Below are 14,611 nucleotides of genomic sequence, written 5' to 3' on the forward strand. Positions count from 1 at the left end.
AAAAGAATTACAAGGTTCCCTTGAAAAAGGTTTCAGTCACGTTCGTCCTCACTGGCTCTGACTAGTATGGGCGCTATCCCGAGCCGGTCGTTTCAGGCGCGGGCGGACACACAGATCCGACGACAAACTACAGCGGGAATTACAACGACATGGATATGAAAAAAACCAAGGTGGCACTGGCGACAGTGTCACTGCTTGCCTTATTGGCAGGCTGTAATGGCAGCTCCTCCAGCAGTAACGGAGGCCAGACTGATGATCCCCAAGCCCATCTTCCTCAAGTCACCCCCCCCAGTGAAGCGCTGACCGCCGGCGACAACGAAGCGGTGATCTCCTATGTAAACACCTCCAGCTTCGCCGCACGTGGTGTCGACGCCGCCTACGCCGACTGGAGCCTGCACCTGTGGAACAACGAGGCCTGCTCCTCGACCGATCCGACCGGACTCAACAGCGGTTGGGATGACAAGTCCAAAACCCCGGCGACCTCCGATAGCTTTGGCCCCACCTGGGTGGTACCGCTGGCCAAGCTGGAAGGTTGCATCAACTTCATCGCCCGTAACAGCGACCTCGGTAACCTGACCGGCCAGGACATGAAGCTCGACTTCGTCGAGCACCCTGACCGCACCATCGCCATCGTGGCGGGCAAGGGCACCATCTACGGCAGCCGCGCCGAGGCGTTCACCGCCTCCTTCGGGGTGGCTGGCGCCAGCGCTCACCTCATCGACGACAACACCCTGATCTGGGAAGGGGGCAAGGGCCAGCCGCTGGTTCGCCTCTACTACAGCGAATCCGGTACCATCCAGGCCAACAGCGAAGGGGTGTTTGACTTCCCCTACATCAAACTCAACGCCACCGAGCTGAGCGAGGCCCAGCAGGCCAAGTACCCGCATCTCAAGGGCAAGGCCGCCTTCCGTCTGCCGGCTGACCAGGATCTCAAGGGCATGCTCAAGGGCGAGCTGGTGGCTATCGCCACCGACGCCAACGGTGTCCTGCAGTCCGCCACCCTGGTGCAAAGCGCCGGTGCCCTCGACGCCCTCTACTCGGATGCCGCCAAGGCGCTCCAGTACGGCGCCGTGGTCGATGGCAGCAAGGTGCAGTTCCGCGTCTGGGCGCCGACCGCCAAGTCGGTCAAGCTGGCACTCTATGACGCCAACCACCAGAAGAGCGGCGATGTGGCCATGACCTTCGACAGCGCCAGCGGTAGCTGGTGCTATGAAGGCGGCAGCGACCTGATCGGTCAGTACTATCGCTACGACATGGAGGTCTACCACCCGGTCAGCCGTAAGGTTGAGCACTATGAGGTGACTGACCCCTACTCACTGAGCCTGGCGATGAACTCCGAGTTCAGTCAGGTGGTGGATCTCAACGATCCTGATCTCAAGCCCGCCGGTTGGGACAGCCTCAAGGCACCGCACAGCCAGGCCAATCCAGCCGACATCGTCATCTATGAGGCGCACGTGCGTGACCTCACCGGTAACGATGAGTCCACCCCGGCTGAGCATCGCGGCAAGTTCGTCGGCCTGACCGAAGGCGAGAGCAAGCCGGTACAGCACCTGAAGTCGCTGGCCAAGTCCGGCGTCAGCCACCTGCACCTGCTGCCGGTGTTCGACATCGCCACCGTCAACGAGGATCCGGCCAAGGTGGCCAACCTCAGCGACGACTTCAGCAAGCTGTGCGAGGTCAACCCGGATGTGAAGAGCTCCAGCTTCTCCGGTTATTGTGGCGGCGGCCAGACGGTCGGCCAGGTACTCGAGAGCCTGGACCCCAGCAGCAACCAAGCCCAGTCGCTGTATAGCTATATCCGTGGCTTCGACTCCTTCAACTGGGGTTATGACCCCTACCACTACACGGTGCCGGAAGGCTCCTATGCTACCGATGCCGAGGGCACGGCCCGGATCAAGGAGTTCCGCGAGATGGTCATGGCCATCAAGCAGAACATCGGCATGAACGTGGTGATGGACGTGGTCTACAACCACACCAATGAGGCCGGTCTTGGCAACAAGTCTGTGCTCGACAAGATTGTGCCCTGGTACTACCAGCGCCTGAACCCGGAAACCGGCTCGGTCGAAACCTCCACCTGCTGCTCCAACACGGCGCCGGAACACGCCATGTTCGCCAAGCTGATGGACGACTCCCTGGTGACCTGGGCTAGTGACTATAAGATCGATGCCTTCCGCTTCGACCTGATGGGTCACCACCCCAAGGCGCAGATGGTTGAAGCGCTGGCCGCGGTGAAGAAAGTCAATCCCGAGATGTACTTCTACGGTGAAGGCTGGAACTTCGGTGAAGTGCAAGATGACGCCCGCTTCGAGCAGGCGACCCAGAAGCACTTGGCCGGCACCGGCATCGGCTCCTTCTCCGATCGCCTGCGTGACGCGGTGCGCGGTGGTAGCCCGTTCGATGGTGGCGACGCCATCCGTGAAACTCAGGGCTTCGGTAACGGCGCCTTCGTCGACCCGAACGAAACCAACAAGGTGGATGAAGCCACGGCACTGCATCAGGCTGACCTGGTTCGCCTTGGCATGGCCGGTAACCTCAAGGATTTCATCCTGACCGACAAGGATGGCATGCCGCGTAAGGGTAGCGACATCGACTACAACGGTCAGGCCGCCGGTTACGCTCAGGACCCGACCGAAATCCAGAACTATGTCGACAAGCACGACAACCAGACCCTGTTCGATAACCTGGTCTACAAGGCGCCGGCAGGGGCTGATCTGGTGCGGATGCAGGGCGTTTCGCTGGCCACCGCCATGCTGGGTCAAGCCATCCCCTTCACCCACGCCGGTGTTGAACTGCTGCGCTCCAAGTCCATGGAACGCGACAGCTATGACTCAGGTGACTGGTACAACAAGGTCGACTACACGCTGCAAGACAACAACTTCAACAAGGGGTTGCCGCGCAGTGACAAGGATGGTGACAACTATCCGTTGATCGAGAAGGTGCTTGGCCAGCATAGCAAGCCGGCCCCGGCTGACATGACCACCATGGTGAGCTTCTACCAGGAGCTGGCCGAGCTGCGTCAATCCTCCCGCCTGCTGCGTCTTGGCAGCGGTGCCGAGGTGATCAAGCGGGTCGACTTCCGCAACACTGGGCCTGAGCAGGTTCCGGGTCTCATCGTGATGAGCGTGGATGACGGCGTCAAGGCGGGCTCCGATCTGGATCAGACTATCGATGGCCTGGTGGTGATGATCAACGCTACCAACGCGTCTCAGAGCATCGGTGACTTCCGCGATGGTGACGACAATCCGATCGATCTCAGCGGCATGGTGTTGAGTTCGGCTCACCGCGACAGCGACAGTATCGCCAAGGATGCCGTCGTCAGCGGCGGCAAGCTCACCCTGGGCCCCTGGTCTGCGGCCGTGTTTGTCAAACCGCAGGTGGGTGCACAAGGCAGCGGCCTGCCGGTCAGCAAGAAGGTGGATCTGAGCACGGTACCGCCGTTTGGTGAGACTGAGCTGTTTGTCCGCGGTCTGCTCGGTGAGTGGGGGGCCGTCAACCAGATGAGCTTCACCGGTAACTTCATGTACGAGTTCACTACTGAGGTGACCGACGAGCAGCTGGCGAGCACCACCCTGAAGATTGCCGATGCCGACTGGAGTCTGGCTAACTACGGTAAGTGCAGCGATAGCGATACCCTGCAACTGGGGGCGGCGCTCACCCTGTGTCCTAATGGCAACGATGTGCCGTTTGAAATCACCAAGGCGGGCACCTACAAGTTCGTGTTCACTGCGATGAACAAGGACAAGCCGACCTTAAGCGTCAGCTACACCGAGCCGCTGCAGAGCTGCAAGGTGCTCGACACCGTGGCGGGTGATCCGCTTGGCTATCCGCTCTTTGTGCGCGGCAGCTTGAGCGATTGGAATCCGAAGCCGGAGTACCAGCTGAGCTACAAGGGGATGGACGGTGATCTGGCCATCTACCAGGCCGTGTTCAACTACAATGGCAGCTTCGACTTCAAGTTTGCCAATGACGACGGCAGCTGGACCAAGCAGTTCTTCGTCAAGGACGCGGGCGGCAAGCTGATTGCCCTGGAGCCGGAGCAGTTCTATCCGCTGCAGCATGGCGATGGTGGCATGGGTAACAACAGCGTGACCCTGGATAACGGTCTGTGGAGCTTCCTGCTCAAGATCGATCCGAGCAAGGCCTCCGGTGAGGTTGGTTCGATGATCATCCAGGAGTGCAGTGCCAAGTAATTCGCTTGGGCCCTGGCAGTTGACTCGGCACTGCCAGGGTGGAATTCCTCCCTTGCCAAGGGGCGGAATAACACCGAGAGAGTAATAAAAGCGCGGCTCTGCCGCGCTTTATTTTTTGTTTAAGAAAACGGGGAAACTGGTCGCTCTGTCTTGTCTAAAGTAAATATCTGTTATCTGCGGGTCAGCACCCGCCATGCCGAGTATGCACAAATGACCCAAGAGATCATGAAATTTGCCATCGATGATGGCTCCACCAACGTCAAGGCCAGCTGGATCGAGAACGGGATCCTCAAGACAGTGGTGTCCCCCAACTCGTTTCGCAAAGATTGGAAGAGCGCGGCCCTGCTGCGTGGGCAGAAGGTGTTCAACTACACCATAGGCACCACCAAGTACACCTACGACGCCACCTCCGACAAGGCGCTCTCCACCACCCATATCGAGTATCAGTACGACGATCTCAACTTGCTGGCGGTGCATCATGCCCTGCTGCAAAGCGGTCTCGAGCCCCGCCCGGTTTCCCTGGTGGTGACGCTGCCCATCACCGAGTTCTACAACCCGGACGACTGCCAGCGTAATGAAGCCAAGATTGAGGCCAAGCGTCGCAATCTGATGCGCGACATCGAACTCAACAAAGGCGAGTTGTTCCAGATCGTGGAGGTCGAAGTCATGCCCGAGAGCCTGCCGGCGGCCCTCTCTCACCTGCTGAGCGCCAATTGCAGCGAGTTCACCAAGTCGCTGGTGATCGACTGTGGTGGCACCACCCTCGACATGGGGGTGATCGTGGGTGAGTTCGACGATGTCTCGGCCATCTACGGTAACAACGAGATCGGCGTCGCCATGGTCACCGATGCGGCGCGCAAGGCGCTGGCTGCGGCTGACAGTGACTCCAGCTATTTGGTGGCCAACGAGCTGATCAAGCGCCGTCACGACATGAGCTTCGTGCAGAGCGTGGTCAACGACGAGTCGCGCATCCCCGAGATCCTGCAACGCATCGAGACCAAGATCCGTGAGCTGGGGGATCAGGTCGCCTACGAGGCGAAGAAGTTCGCCAAGCACCCGAACCGGGTCTATCTGGTTGGCGGCGGTGCGCCGCTGATCGAGGGGGCGATCCGTGAGGCCTATGCCACCTTGGGGGAGCGGGTCGTGATGGTGGAGAATCCGCAGAGCGCCCTCTCGCGCGAGATCTGTCTCTATCATGCCCAGCAGCCGGCCAGCGCGATCGCTGAGCCGGTGCTGCTTGAGGTAGGGGAAGATGCATAAGGGACCGGTCAAGCGGATCAATCCCTCTATCCACCTCAATCCAGAGCAGAGTGAGGCGGATCGCCGTGCCATCCTGGCCTTGCAGGAGTGGTATCAAAAGCTGCGCCAGAGTGACAGTGAACGCGACTCCATTAACGTGGCGATGCGCACCTTCCATCGCAGCGTCTATCTGGCCGGCTTGCGCCTGCATCTACTCAGCCCGCGGCTGTGTCAGCATGTCGCCGAGTCACTGGGGCGCGAGTCACGTTCGTTTCCTGAACTGCTCGCCGAGCTTGGCGAATGCGGGTTGTTGCCCGCCGGTACGGCCATGCCTGGTGTCACGGTTGCGGCGCCGGGGGGAGCAGCAGGAGAGGCCGACTTTTCTTCGCGTCAGTTGGAGCAGCTGGCGGCGCTCATGGGGAGCGCCGGAGAGGGCGCCGCGAGTGGGGCGCTGCTGGCCCAGCTTGAGGCGCAGCGAGGTGAGTTGGCGGAGCTGCGCGCCATGCTGGCCTCATCCTCACCGGCCCAGGCCGCTCAAGGGAGCCAAGGGGATGGCGCCGCCTTGCTGGCCGCGCAGGGCGCCGAGTTCGAACGCTTGCATCAGGAGTTGGCCCAGTTGCGTACCCTGGCCGAGCAGCAGGCGTTGCAGTTGCAGCAGTTGCGACTGAGCGGGCGCGGCACGGTTACCGAGCCGACCCGCAGCGGGGGCGGCACCGAGGAGGTGCTGCTCGACGACGTTGCCCCGGCGGCAGAAAAGCTGCAACGGGTGCGGCAAAAAGGACTGTTCTGAGCAAAGCGCGTGGCCATGGTCACGCGCTTCTCTTTTAGGGGTTACAGAGCCAGAGCAGGGCTGAGAAGAAGAGCAGATTACCGGCAACGCTCAGCCACAGCGGCAGCTTGTACTCCTTCTTGCTCGACTTGTGGCGCAGGTAGTGGCGGGCCAGCAGGGCGCCCGGCCAGCCGCCGAGCCAGCTCCAGCTGTGCAGGGTGCGCTCCGGCACCCGGCTCCTCTTGAGGCGGGCAGCCCGCTTGTCCCAGGCATAGACGCAGAAGGTGAGCAGGCTCATGACGGCGTAGAGGCCGGCCACCGCCAGCGGCAACATGCCGATGAACGTCAGTAAGGGGAGGGCGGCGAGCTGACTCAAGGCCAGCAGGACGGGAAAGGGCACTGAGATTAGTCTCCTGCGGGGTTGCGACGGGTGGCCTTGATGGCTCCCTTGCGTTTCTTGGCATCGACCCGGCGTCGTTGGGAGGCGCGGGTCGGGCGGGTGGCATGGCGCACCTTGGGGCGTTCGGCCGCCTTGGCGAGCAGGGCGTGCAGCCGGTCGATCGCCTCCTGGCGGTTCATCTCCTGACTGCGATGGGTTTCGGCGCGGATCAAGATGAAGCCGTCATGCACCCGGCTGTCGCGCAGCCGATCCAGCCCCTCTTTGAGATGATCGGAGAGGGTGGGGGAGCTGCGGTAATCGAAGCGCAGCCAGACGGCGGTCTCGGTCTTGTTGACGTGCTGGCCACCGGCGCCTTGGGCGCGCATGGTCTGAAAGGTGAGCTCCTGCCAGGGCAGGGTCAGGCGGGACATGGCTTGCTCCGTTTTGGTGCGTTATCGTGCGGTGATCCAAGATGGTGCGTCGCTTTGGCGCACGGGGTGCCAGATTGGCGCTAGCGACCGGCCATGAGGGGCTCGGCAGACAAGATCCTCCGCGCATCAATAAGTTGGCACAGGAATTGTTTATTGGTTATCCGGACCACCTAAGGATTGGGAGAAACCAGATGAAACTCATCACCGCCATCATCAAGCCCTTCAAACTGGACGACGTGCGCGAGGCCGTCGCACAACTTGGCGTCGAAGGGTTGACTGTATCCGAGGTCAAAGGCTTCGGTCGCCAGAAGGGCCACACCGAATTGTACCGCGGAGCCGAGTATCAGGTCGACTTCCTGCCCAAGGTGAAGCTGGAGATCGCCACCTCTGACGACAACGTGGAGCCGGTGATCGAGGCCATCTGCAAGGCGGCCTACACCGGTAAGATCGGCGATGGCAAGATCTTCGTCTATGACCTGGAGCACGCGGTGCGGATCCGAACTGGCGAGGCCGATGGCGAAGCGCTTTGACGCAGCAGGCGCGGATACGATACCGACCGGATGGCTTGCCGTCCGGTTTTTTTATCTGTGCTGCAATTTTGTGAGACCGCTCTGCGCTTTTGCTTGTGTCTGGTCGGTGAGTGTGCAAAATACAAACGCGAATTATTGCTACTTGCAACTCACACCAGGAACCTGCTGAGATGAAAAAGAGACTGCTGGCATTGACCCTTTGCACCATGGCCGCGCCTTCTGCCTTTGCCGCACAGGAAGTGAACGTCTACTCCAACCGTCAGGATGAGCTGATCAAGCCGATCATCACGCAGTTTGAACGGGAGAGCGGTATCAAGGTGAACCTGGTGTTCGCCAAGGATGGGCTGACCGAGCGCCTGCAACGTGAGGGCAAGTTGACCCCGGCCGATCTGATGCTGACCACCGACATCAGCCGCCTGACCGAGCTGGTGGACAAGGATCTGGTACAACCGGTACAGAGCCCGGTTCTGGAGCAGAACATTCCGGCGGCCCTGCGCGACCCCGACGATCGCTGGTTTGCGCTCACTACCCGGGTGCGGGCCATCTATTCGAGTAAGGATCGTCTGGGCAAGCTCGACGCCATCAGCTACGAGGATCTCGCCAAGCCCGAGTACAAGGGCAAAATCTGTGTGCGCAGCGGCAAGAATGATTACAACGTGGCCCTGGTGGCCTCGATGATTGCCCACCACGGCAAGGCGGATGCCAAGCAGTGGCTGGAAGGGCTCAAGGCCAACCTGGCGCGCAAGCCGCAGGGCAACGACCGGGATCAGGTCAAGGCGATCAAGGACGGGGTGTGTGATCTGTCGCTTGGCAACAGCTACTACCTTGGCAAGATGCTGGCCGATCCGGCCCAGAAGGCTTGGGCGGATGCCGTCTACATCAACTTCCCGAACCAGCAGAACCGTGGTGCCCACGTCAACGTGAGCGGCATGGCCATGACCAAGTTCGCCAAGAACAAGGAGGTCGCGGTCAAGCTGATGGAGTTCCTCTCCGGTGATGAGGCCCAGCATCTGTACGCCGATCTCAACACCGAGTATCCGGTCAAGCCGGGGGTTGAGCGCTCGCCGCTGGTTAAATCCTGGGGGGATTTCAAGGCCGACAGCCTGCCGGTGAGCGATTACGCCAGACTGCGCAAGGATGCCCTGACGCTGCTGGATGAAGTGAAGTTCGATCTGTAAGGTGTGGGGGTTTTTCTCACCCGAGTCAGGAAACCGATGAAGTATTCCGGTTGGATGGCCGGCAGCTGGCTCACGGGTCTGCTGCTGGCCTTGCCCATTGTGGCGCTCTTCTTTTCCGCGCCGTCTGCCGACGGGGCGGTGATCTCGCATCTGGTCGACACCGTACTCGGAACCTATGTGGCCAACACCTTGCTGTTGGTGGTGCTGGTGGTGGCTCTCTCGTTGCTGCTCGGGGTGCCGACCGCCTGGCTGGTGGCCATGTGCCAGGTGCCGGGGCGGCGTGCCCTGGAGTGGGCATTGATCCTGCCCATGGCGATGCCCTCCTATATCGTCGCCTACGTCTATACCGACCTGCTCGACTTCTCCGGCCCGTTGCAGCAGGCCCTGCGCGGCTGGTTCGGGCCGGATCTGCGGCTGCCTGAGATCCGCTCCCTCGGCGGCGCCGCTTGGATGTTGGCGCTGGTGCTCTTTCCCTATATCTACCTGTTGGCCCGCGCCGCGTTTTTGGAGCAGTCGGTGAGCCTGATCCAGTCGAGCCGCCTGCTCGGTTGCTCCCCCTGGCAGAGCTTTACTCGCCTGAGCCTGCCGCTGGCGCGCCCGGCCATCATGGTCGCCGCCTCGCTGGTGGCGATGGAGACGCTGGCCGACTTTGCCACCGTGCACTTTTTTGCCGTCAACACCCTGACCACGGCGGTGTATGACACCTGGCTCGGTTATGGCAGCCTGTCGGCCGCCGCCGCCCTCTCCTGCTTCATGCTGGTGGGGGTGGTGGCGCTGATCGCCCTGGAGCGCTTCAGCCGGCGCCGCCGTCAGGTGTTCCAGAAAGGAACGGGGCAGGAGGCCGCGCTGCGCTACCCGCTCTCGCCGCTGCGCCGCTGGCTGGCTGGCCTCTGGTGCTGGTCACTGGTGCTGGCCGGTTTTGCCCTGCCGTTTGCCATCCTGCTCGGTTATGCCATCGACTACGCCGGCCCCTCGTGGACGCCGGAGTTTGTGCGCTTCTCCGGCAACAGCCTGCTGGTCTCCTCCCTGGTGGCCCTGCTCGCCACCCTGGTGGCGGTGCTGCTGGTGTTTTACCGTCGCCTCGAAGGGGGCGTGCCGAGCCTGATCCCGCTGCGCCTCGCCGCGCTTGGCTATGCCCTGCCGGGTACCGTGCTCGCCATCGGTGTGCTGGTGCCGCTCACCGCCCTCGATTTTGCCCTCAACGATCTTGCCGAGTGGTGGGGGCTAAGCGGCCCTGGGCTGCTCTTCACCGGCACCCTGGCCGCCATCGTGTTCGGCTACCTAGTGCGTTTTTGCGCCATCGCCATCGGCTCGGTGGAGAGCAGCATGGCCAAGGTGGGGCCGAGCCTCGATATGGCGGCGCGCACCCTGGGTGAGAACAGCGCCGGCATGCTGCGCCGGGTACACCTGCCGCTGGTGCGCCGTGGCCTGCTGGCCGGTGCCCTGCTGGTGTTCATCGAGTCGATGAAGGAGCTGCCGGCGGCCCTGCTGCTGCGCCCCTTTAACTTCGAGACCCTGGCCACCCATGTCTATCAATTCGTGTCAGACGAGATGCTCGAGCGCGGCGCGCTCGGCGCTATCGTCATCGTGCTGGTCGGCCTGTTGCCCCTCATCTGGGTCAATCGCTCGCTCGATCGCCACTGATTTGTAAGGAGTTGCCGATGTCTGTGCTTTGCGTCGAACGGGTCAGCTGCCGCTATAACGGCAGCAACGTGCTCGAAGATCTCTCCCTTCATGTCGCGAAGAACGAGATCGTCTGCCTGCTCGGGGCGAGCGGTTGCGGCAAGACCACCCTGCTCAAGGCCATCGTCGGTCTGTTGCCGTTGGCCGCGGGCGCTATTCGCCTCGGTGAGCGCCTACTGGAGGGGGAGGGGAGTGTGGTGGCTCCCGAGGATCGCCAGATCGGCATGATCTTTCAGGATTACGCGCTCTTCCCCCACCTGACGGTGGCGGGCAACATCGCTTTTGGCATCGCGCACCTGCCCGCGCGGGAGCAGGCCGCCGAGGTCGAGCAGGTGCTGGCGCTGGTCAACTTGCAGGGGCTGGCCGACCGCTACCCGCACCAGCTCTCCGGCGGTCAGCAGCAGCGGGTGGCCATCGCCCGCGCTCTGGTGTGCCGGCCACGGCTGATGCTGCTCGACGAGCCCTTCTCCAACATCGACACCCAGGTGCGCATGAAGCTCATCGCCGAGATCCGCACCCTGCTCAAGAGCCGCGGCATCGGCGCCGTGTTTGTCAGCCACAGCAAGGAGGAGGCGTTCGCCTTTGCCGATCGGCTGGCGCTGTTTCGTGCCGGTCACATCGAGCAGGTGGGTGAGCCGGAGCGGCTCTACCGCCGACCCGGCAACCGCTTCGTGGCCGACTTTTTGGGGGCCACCAACTACCTGCCGGCCGAGGGGGTGGATGAGTGGCGCGTCATGACGCCGGTTGGCCCCGTGCAGGGCAGTGAGCCGCACGGTCTGGCATCCGGTCAGCGGGCCGTATTGATGCTGCGACCGCATCAGCTGCGATTGATCCCGGACGAGGCGGGCTGCGAGGTGCGGGAGCAGCAGTTTCTCGGCCACCATTGCAAGGTCACGATCGCCTGTGGTGAGCAACTGCTCGAGGCGAGTTGCAGTGAGCCGCTGCATGCCTCCCGGGTGCGCGTGGACGTCGCCCCCCATCCACTGGTACTGTTTGACCCCGCGCCGTGAATCCCTTGCTCTGGGGCAAGGAATGGGCGGTGCGCCGGCCTATAATGGCCAGACCCATATGACGAGGGAGAAGATATGCAAGCACAACAAGGCATCTGCGCCGAGCCCAACCTGCACGCGCTCTATCTGATGCTCAACCGCACCGGCGATGCGACCGAGCTGGTGGCCCGTCTGGCCAAGGTGCCGACCCTGTGGGAGTCCGTTCAGGCCGATTTTTCCGATGCGCATTTCAGCGGTCTGGTGGCTATCGGCGCCGAGGCCTGGGATTCCCTCTACCCGGCAGCGCGCCCACCCCAGCTGCGCGGTTTCATGGCCCAGTCGGCCAATGGCCAGGAGGCGCCGAGCACGCCGTTTGATCTCTTCGTCCAACTGCGGGCTGATCGCATCGACGTGCTGCACCATGCCGGTCACCGCCTGCTGGCCCTGCTCGATGGGTTGGTGGAGATCGCCGAGGAGCAGCGCGGTTTTCGTAACCTCGACCTGCGCGATCTGACCGGCTTTGTCGATGGCACCGAGAATCCGCAGGGCGATCATCGCCCGGAAGTGGCGCTGGTGGCCGAGGGCGAGTTCGCCGGTGGCTCCTATCTGCACGTGCAGCGCTGGGTGCACAACCTGACCGACTGGCAGCGACTGGCCCTGAAAGAGCAGGAAGACATTATCGGTCGCACCAAGGTCGACAACATCGAGTACGAATCCGAGGACAAACCGCTGACCGCCCACATCAAGCGGGTCAACCTCAAGACCCCCAAGGGGGAGTCGATGGAGATCCTGCGCCAGAGCATGCCGTGGGGCACCATGCGTGAGCAGGGGCTCTATTTCATCTCTTGCTGCCGTACCCCGATGCACTTCAATACCATGCTGGCCAGCATGTACAAGGGCGAGGGCAGTCACTTCGATCACCTGCTGCGTTTCACCCGTGCCGTGACCGGTGCCGCCTTCTTCGCGCCGAGCATCGATTTTCTGCGCCGCGCCGGCCGCTGAGCTGACTCGGACACAAAAAAACCCGGCCTTGGCCGGGTTTTTTCATGGGGAACACACCTCAGGCGGTCTGCTCGAACAGCTCGAGCGCCGACATGTAGAGCTCTTCGACGTCGGTGTCGCTGGTCGGGGTGATGAAGATGGTGTCATCACCGGCAATGGTGCCGAGGATCCCCTCCGCCTTGCCGAGGGAGTCGAGCAGGCGGGCGATCAGCTGCGCGGCGCCGGGGCTGGTGTGGATCACCACCAAGGCGCCGTTGTGGTCGATGTCCAGCACCAGGTTCTTGAGTGGGCTGGAGGTGGTCGGCACCCCCAGCTCCACCGGCAGGCAGTAGACCATCTCCATCTTGGCGTTGCGGGTACGCACCGCACCGAAGCGGCTCAGCATCCGCGATACCTTGGACTGGTTGATGTTTTCGAAACCCATTTCCTGCAAGGCGGCAACAATTTCCGCCTGGGAGCCAAACCGTTCTTCCTTGAGCAGAGCTTTGAAGGCCTTCGCCAGCTTTTCTTGCTTGTCGTTGTGTTTCATTTTGGTCTCGTAGATGAGGAAGTGAGGCCGCCATGGCCGGATCCGGGCGGACCGATTTGCCCGCTTATTCTGCATTCAGAGAGGCTCTGGCGCAAGAAATAGGGGTTTGTTTTGCATATTGATGCAAATATGGCTTGCATCAACCTATCTGGGGACTAAAATCGGAAGCTAATTCTGAAAACTTATTCACTGATAATCTATGGGTATTGAGCTTACCGGTGTCGCCAAGTCGTGGCAGGAACACACCATATTGCAGCAGGTCACGTTTCGCTCCGAGCCCGGAGAAACCCTGGTATTGCTGGGGCCGAGCGGTGCCGGAAAGAGCTCTTTGCTGCGTTTGCTGAATCTGCTCGACGTGCCGGATCAGGGAACCTTGCGCATCGGCGACAGTGCATTTTCTTTCCCGAACACCCTGCCGGCGGCAGAGTTTGCCCGCCAGAGTCAGGCACTGCGCCGCAAGGTGGGCATGGTGTTCCAGCAATACCATCTGTGGCCGCACCTGACCGTGATGGAGAACCTTATCGAGGCGCCGACCAAGGTACTTGGCATGAGTCGTGCTGACGCTATCGACAAGGGACGCTACCTGCTGACCCAGTTGCGCCTCGCTGACAAGCAGGACGTGTGGCCGGCCCGCCTCTCCGGTGGCCAGCAGCAGCGGGTGGCGATCGCCCGTGCCCTGATGATGGATCCGCAGATCCTGTTGTTTGATGAGCCGACGGCGGCCCTGGATCCTGAGATCACCAAGGAGGTGGCCGAGATCATCCGGACCCTCGCCGGCACCGGCATCACCCAGGTGGTGGTGACCCATGAGGTGGACTTTGCCCGCCGCATCGCCAGTCAGGTCATCTATCTGGAGCGGGGGCAGATTGTGGAAATGGGCGGACGCGAGATTTTTGACGCCCCGCAAACCGAGCGCTTTGCGCAGTTCTTGAAGCATTGATAAGGAAAGTTGTCATGAAAAAAGCCGTACTGCTGTTGGCTGCCGTGGGAATGCTGGCAGGTCAGGCCGTTGCCAAGGAAGTGAAGTTCGCGACCGAAGCCACCTACCCGCCGTTCGAGTACATCGACGACAAGAACGAGTTCCAAGGTTTCGACATCGAGCTGGCCCGCGCCATCTGCGCCGAGGCCAAGCTGGAGTGCTCCTTCCACAACCAGGCCTTCGACAGCCTGATCCCGAGCCTCAAGTTCCGTCGTTATGACGTGGCCATCGCCGCCATGGACATCACGCCGGAGCGCGCTGCCCAGGTCGACTTCTCCGATATCTATTACGAGAACTCCGCCGTGTTCGTGAGCAAGAAGGGCGCCTTCAAGAGCCCGGAGGCCCTGACCCAGAGGACTGTGGGTGTGCAAAACGGCACCTCCCACCAGACCTATGTGCAGGACAACTGGACCAGCAAGGGGGTGCTGAGCGTGCCTTACGCCAGCTACCAGAACGCCTTCCTCGACATGCTTAACGGCCGTATCGATGCCGTCTTTGCCGACACCGCCGTGGCCGCCGAGTGGCTCAAGAAGCAGCCCGAGTACGCCATGCTGGGCGACAAGGTGACCGACACCAAGTACTTCGGTACCGGTTTTGGTATGGCGGTAGCCAAGGGTAACGGCGAGCTGCTCGGCCAGCTCAACGCGGGTCTGAAGGCGGTCAAGGCCAACGGCACCTACCAGAAGATCTACGACAAGTACTTCAGCCACTAA

At 61.8% G+C, this 14,611-nt stretch carries 13 protein-coding genes; 10 read left to right on the forward strand and 3 right to left on the reverse strand.

Annotation, left to right across the window (positions count from 1 at the left end):
- Positions 1-149: 149 nt before the first annotated feature.
- From pulA to BN1134_RS06250, 3 genes are all read left to right on the forward strand, one after another.
- Entirely contained in the window at positions 150-4,190 is a 4,041-nt protein-coding gene (pulA, locus tag BN1134_RS06240) for a pullulanase-type alpha-1,6-glucosidase (protein WP_042045990.1), read from the forward strand.
- 225 nt (positions 4,191-4,415) lie between these two features.
- Positions 4,416-5,450 carry a plasmid segregation protein ParM domain-containing protein gene (gene parM, locus BN1134_RS06245; protein ID WP_232300599.1) on the forward strand — a complete coding sequence of 345 codons (1,035 nt, stop codon included), beginning with the start codon at positions 4,416-4,418 and terminating at the stop codon, positions 5,448-5,450.
- Positions 5,443-6,219, forward strand: coding sequence for a hypothetical protein (locus tag BN1134_RS06250; RefSeq protein WP_042045993.1), 777 nt, complete (start codon positions 5,443-5,445; stop codon positions 6,217-6,219). Before parM ends, BN1134_RS06250 begins: the two co-directional genes overlap by 8 nt.
- Positions 6,220-6,253: 34 nt before the next feature.
- On the opposite strand, the gene BN1134_RS06255 is transcribed toward BN1134_RS06250, so the two are convergent.
- Positions 6,254-6,598 carry a DUF1294 domain-containing protein gene (locus BN1134_RS06255; RefSeq protein ID WP_232300600.1) on the reverse strand — a complete coding sequence of 115 codons (345 nt, stop codon included), beginning with the start codon at positions 6,596-6,598 and terminating at the stop codon, positions 6,254-6,256.
- Between the two features lie 5 nt (positions 6,599-6,603).
- Positions 6,604-7,008 (reverse strand): alternative ribosome rescue aminoacyl-tRNA hydrolase ArfB, encoded by a 405-nt coding sequence (arfB, locus tag BN1134_RS06260; protein ID WP_042045994.1) that lies wholly within the window; start codon positions 7,006-7,008, stop codon positions 6,604-6,606.
- A 191-nt stretch (positions 7,009-7,199) separates the two neighbouring features.
- Between arfB and glnK the strand changes: the two genes are divergently transcribed.
- The 5 genes from glnK (at position 7,200) to BN1134_RS06285 (ending at position 12,390) form a co-directional block, all read left to right on the forward strand.
- A complete protein-coding gene (glnK, locus tag BN1134_RS06265) occupies positions 7,200-7,538 on the forward strand; it encodes a P-II family nitrogen regulator (protein WP_042045995.1) in 339 nt (112 codons plus the stop codon).
- A gap of 170 nt (positions 7,539-7,708) precedes the next feature.
- Positions 7,709-8,716 (forward strand): Fe(3+) ABC transporter substrate-binding protein, encoded by a 1,008-nt coding sequence (locus BN1134_RS06270; RefSeq protein ID WP_042045997.1) that lies wholly within the window; start codon positions 7,709-7,711, stop codon positions 8,714-8,716.
- 36 nt (positions 8,717-8,752) lie between these two features.
- A complete protein-coding gene (locus tag BN1134_RS06275; RefSeq protein ID WP_042045999.1) occupies positions 8,753-10,360 on the forward strand; it encodes an ABC transporter permease in 1,608 nt (535 codons plus the stop codon).
- Positions 10,361-10,377: 17 nt separating this feature from the next.
- On the forward strand, positions 10,378-11,409 hold the full coding sequence (locus BN1134_RS06280; protein ID WP_042046000.1) for an ABC transporter ATP-binding protein: 1,032 nt from the start codon (positions 10,378-10,380) through the stop codon (positions 11,407-11,409).
- A 75-nt stretch (positions 11,410-11,484) separates the two neighbouring features.
- Entirely contained in the window at positions 11,485-12,390 is a 906-nt protein-coding gene (locus tag BN1134_RS06285) for a Dyp-type peroxidase (RefSeq protein ID WP_042046002.1), read from the forward strand.
- 58 nt (positions 12,391-12,448) lie between these two features.
- Here BN1134_RS06285 and argR read toward each other — a convergent pair whose 3' ends face one another.
- A complete protein-coding gene (gene argR / locus BN1134_RS06290; protein WP_042046003.1) occupies positions 12,449-12,919 on the reverse strand; it encodes a transcriptional regulator ArgR in 471 nt (156 codons plus the stop codon).
- A gap of 199 nt (positions 12,920-13,118) precedes the next feature.
- Here argR and BN1134_RS06295 point away from each other — a divergent pair, with 199 nt between their 5' ends.
- Complete coding sequence (locus BN1134_RS06295) at positions 13,119-13,859, forward strand: ATP-binding cassette domain-containing protein (RefSeq protein ID WP_042046005.1); 741 nt, start codon at positions 13,119-13,121, stop codon at positions 13,857-13,859.
- A 14-nt stretch (positions 13,860-13,873) separates the two neighbouring features.
- Positions 13,874-14,611 (forward strand): lysine/arginine/ornithine ABC transporter substrate-binding protein, encoded by a 738-nt coding sequence (locus BN1134_RS06300; protein ID WP_042046006.1) that lies wholly within the window; start codon positions 13,874-13,876, stop codon positions 14,609-14,611.

Origin of the sequence: Aeromonas simiae (genome assembly GCF_000820125.1) — a bacterium.
GTDB lineage: Bacteria > Pseudomonadota > Gammaproteobacteria > Enterobacterales > Aeromonadaceae > Aeromonas > Aeromonas simiae.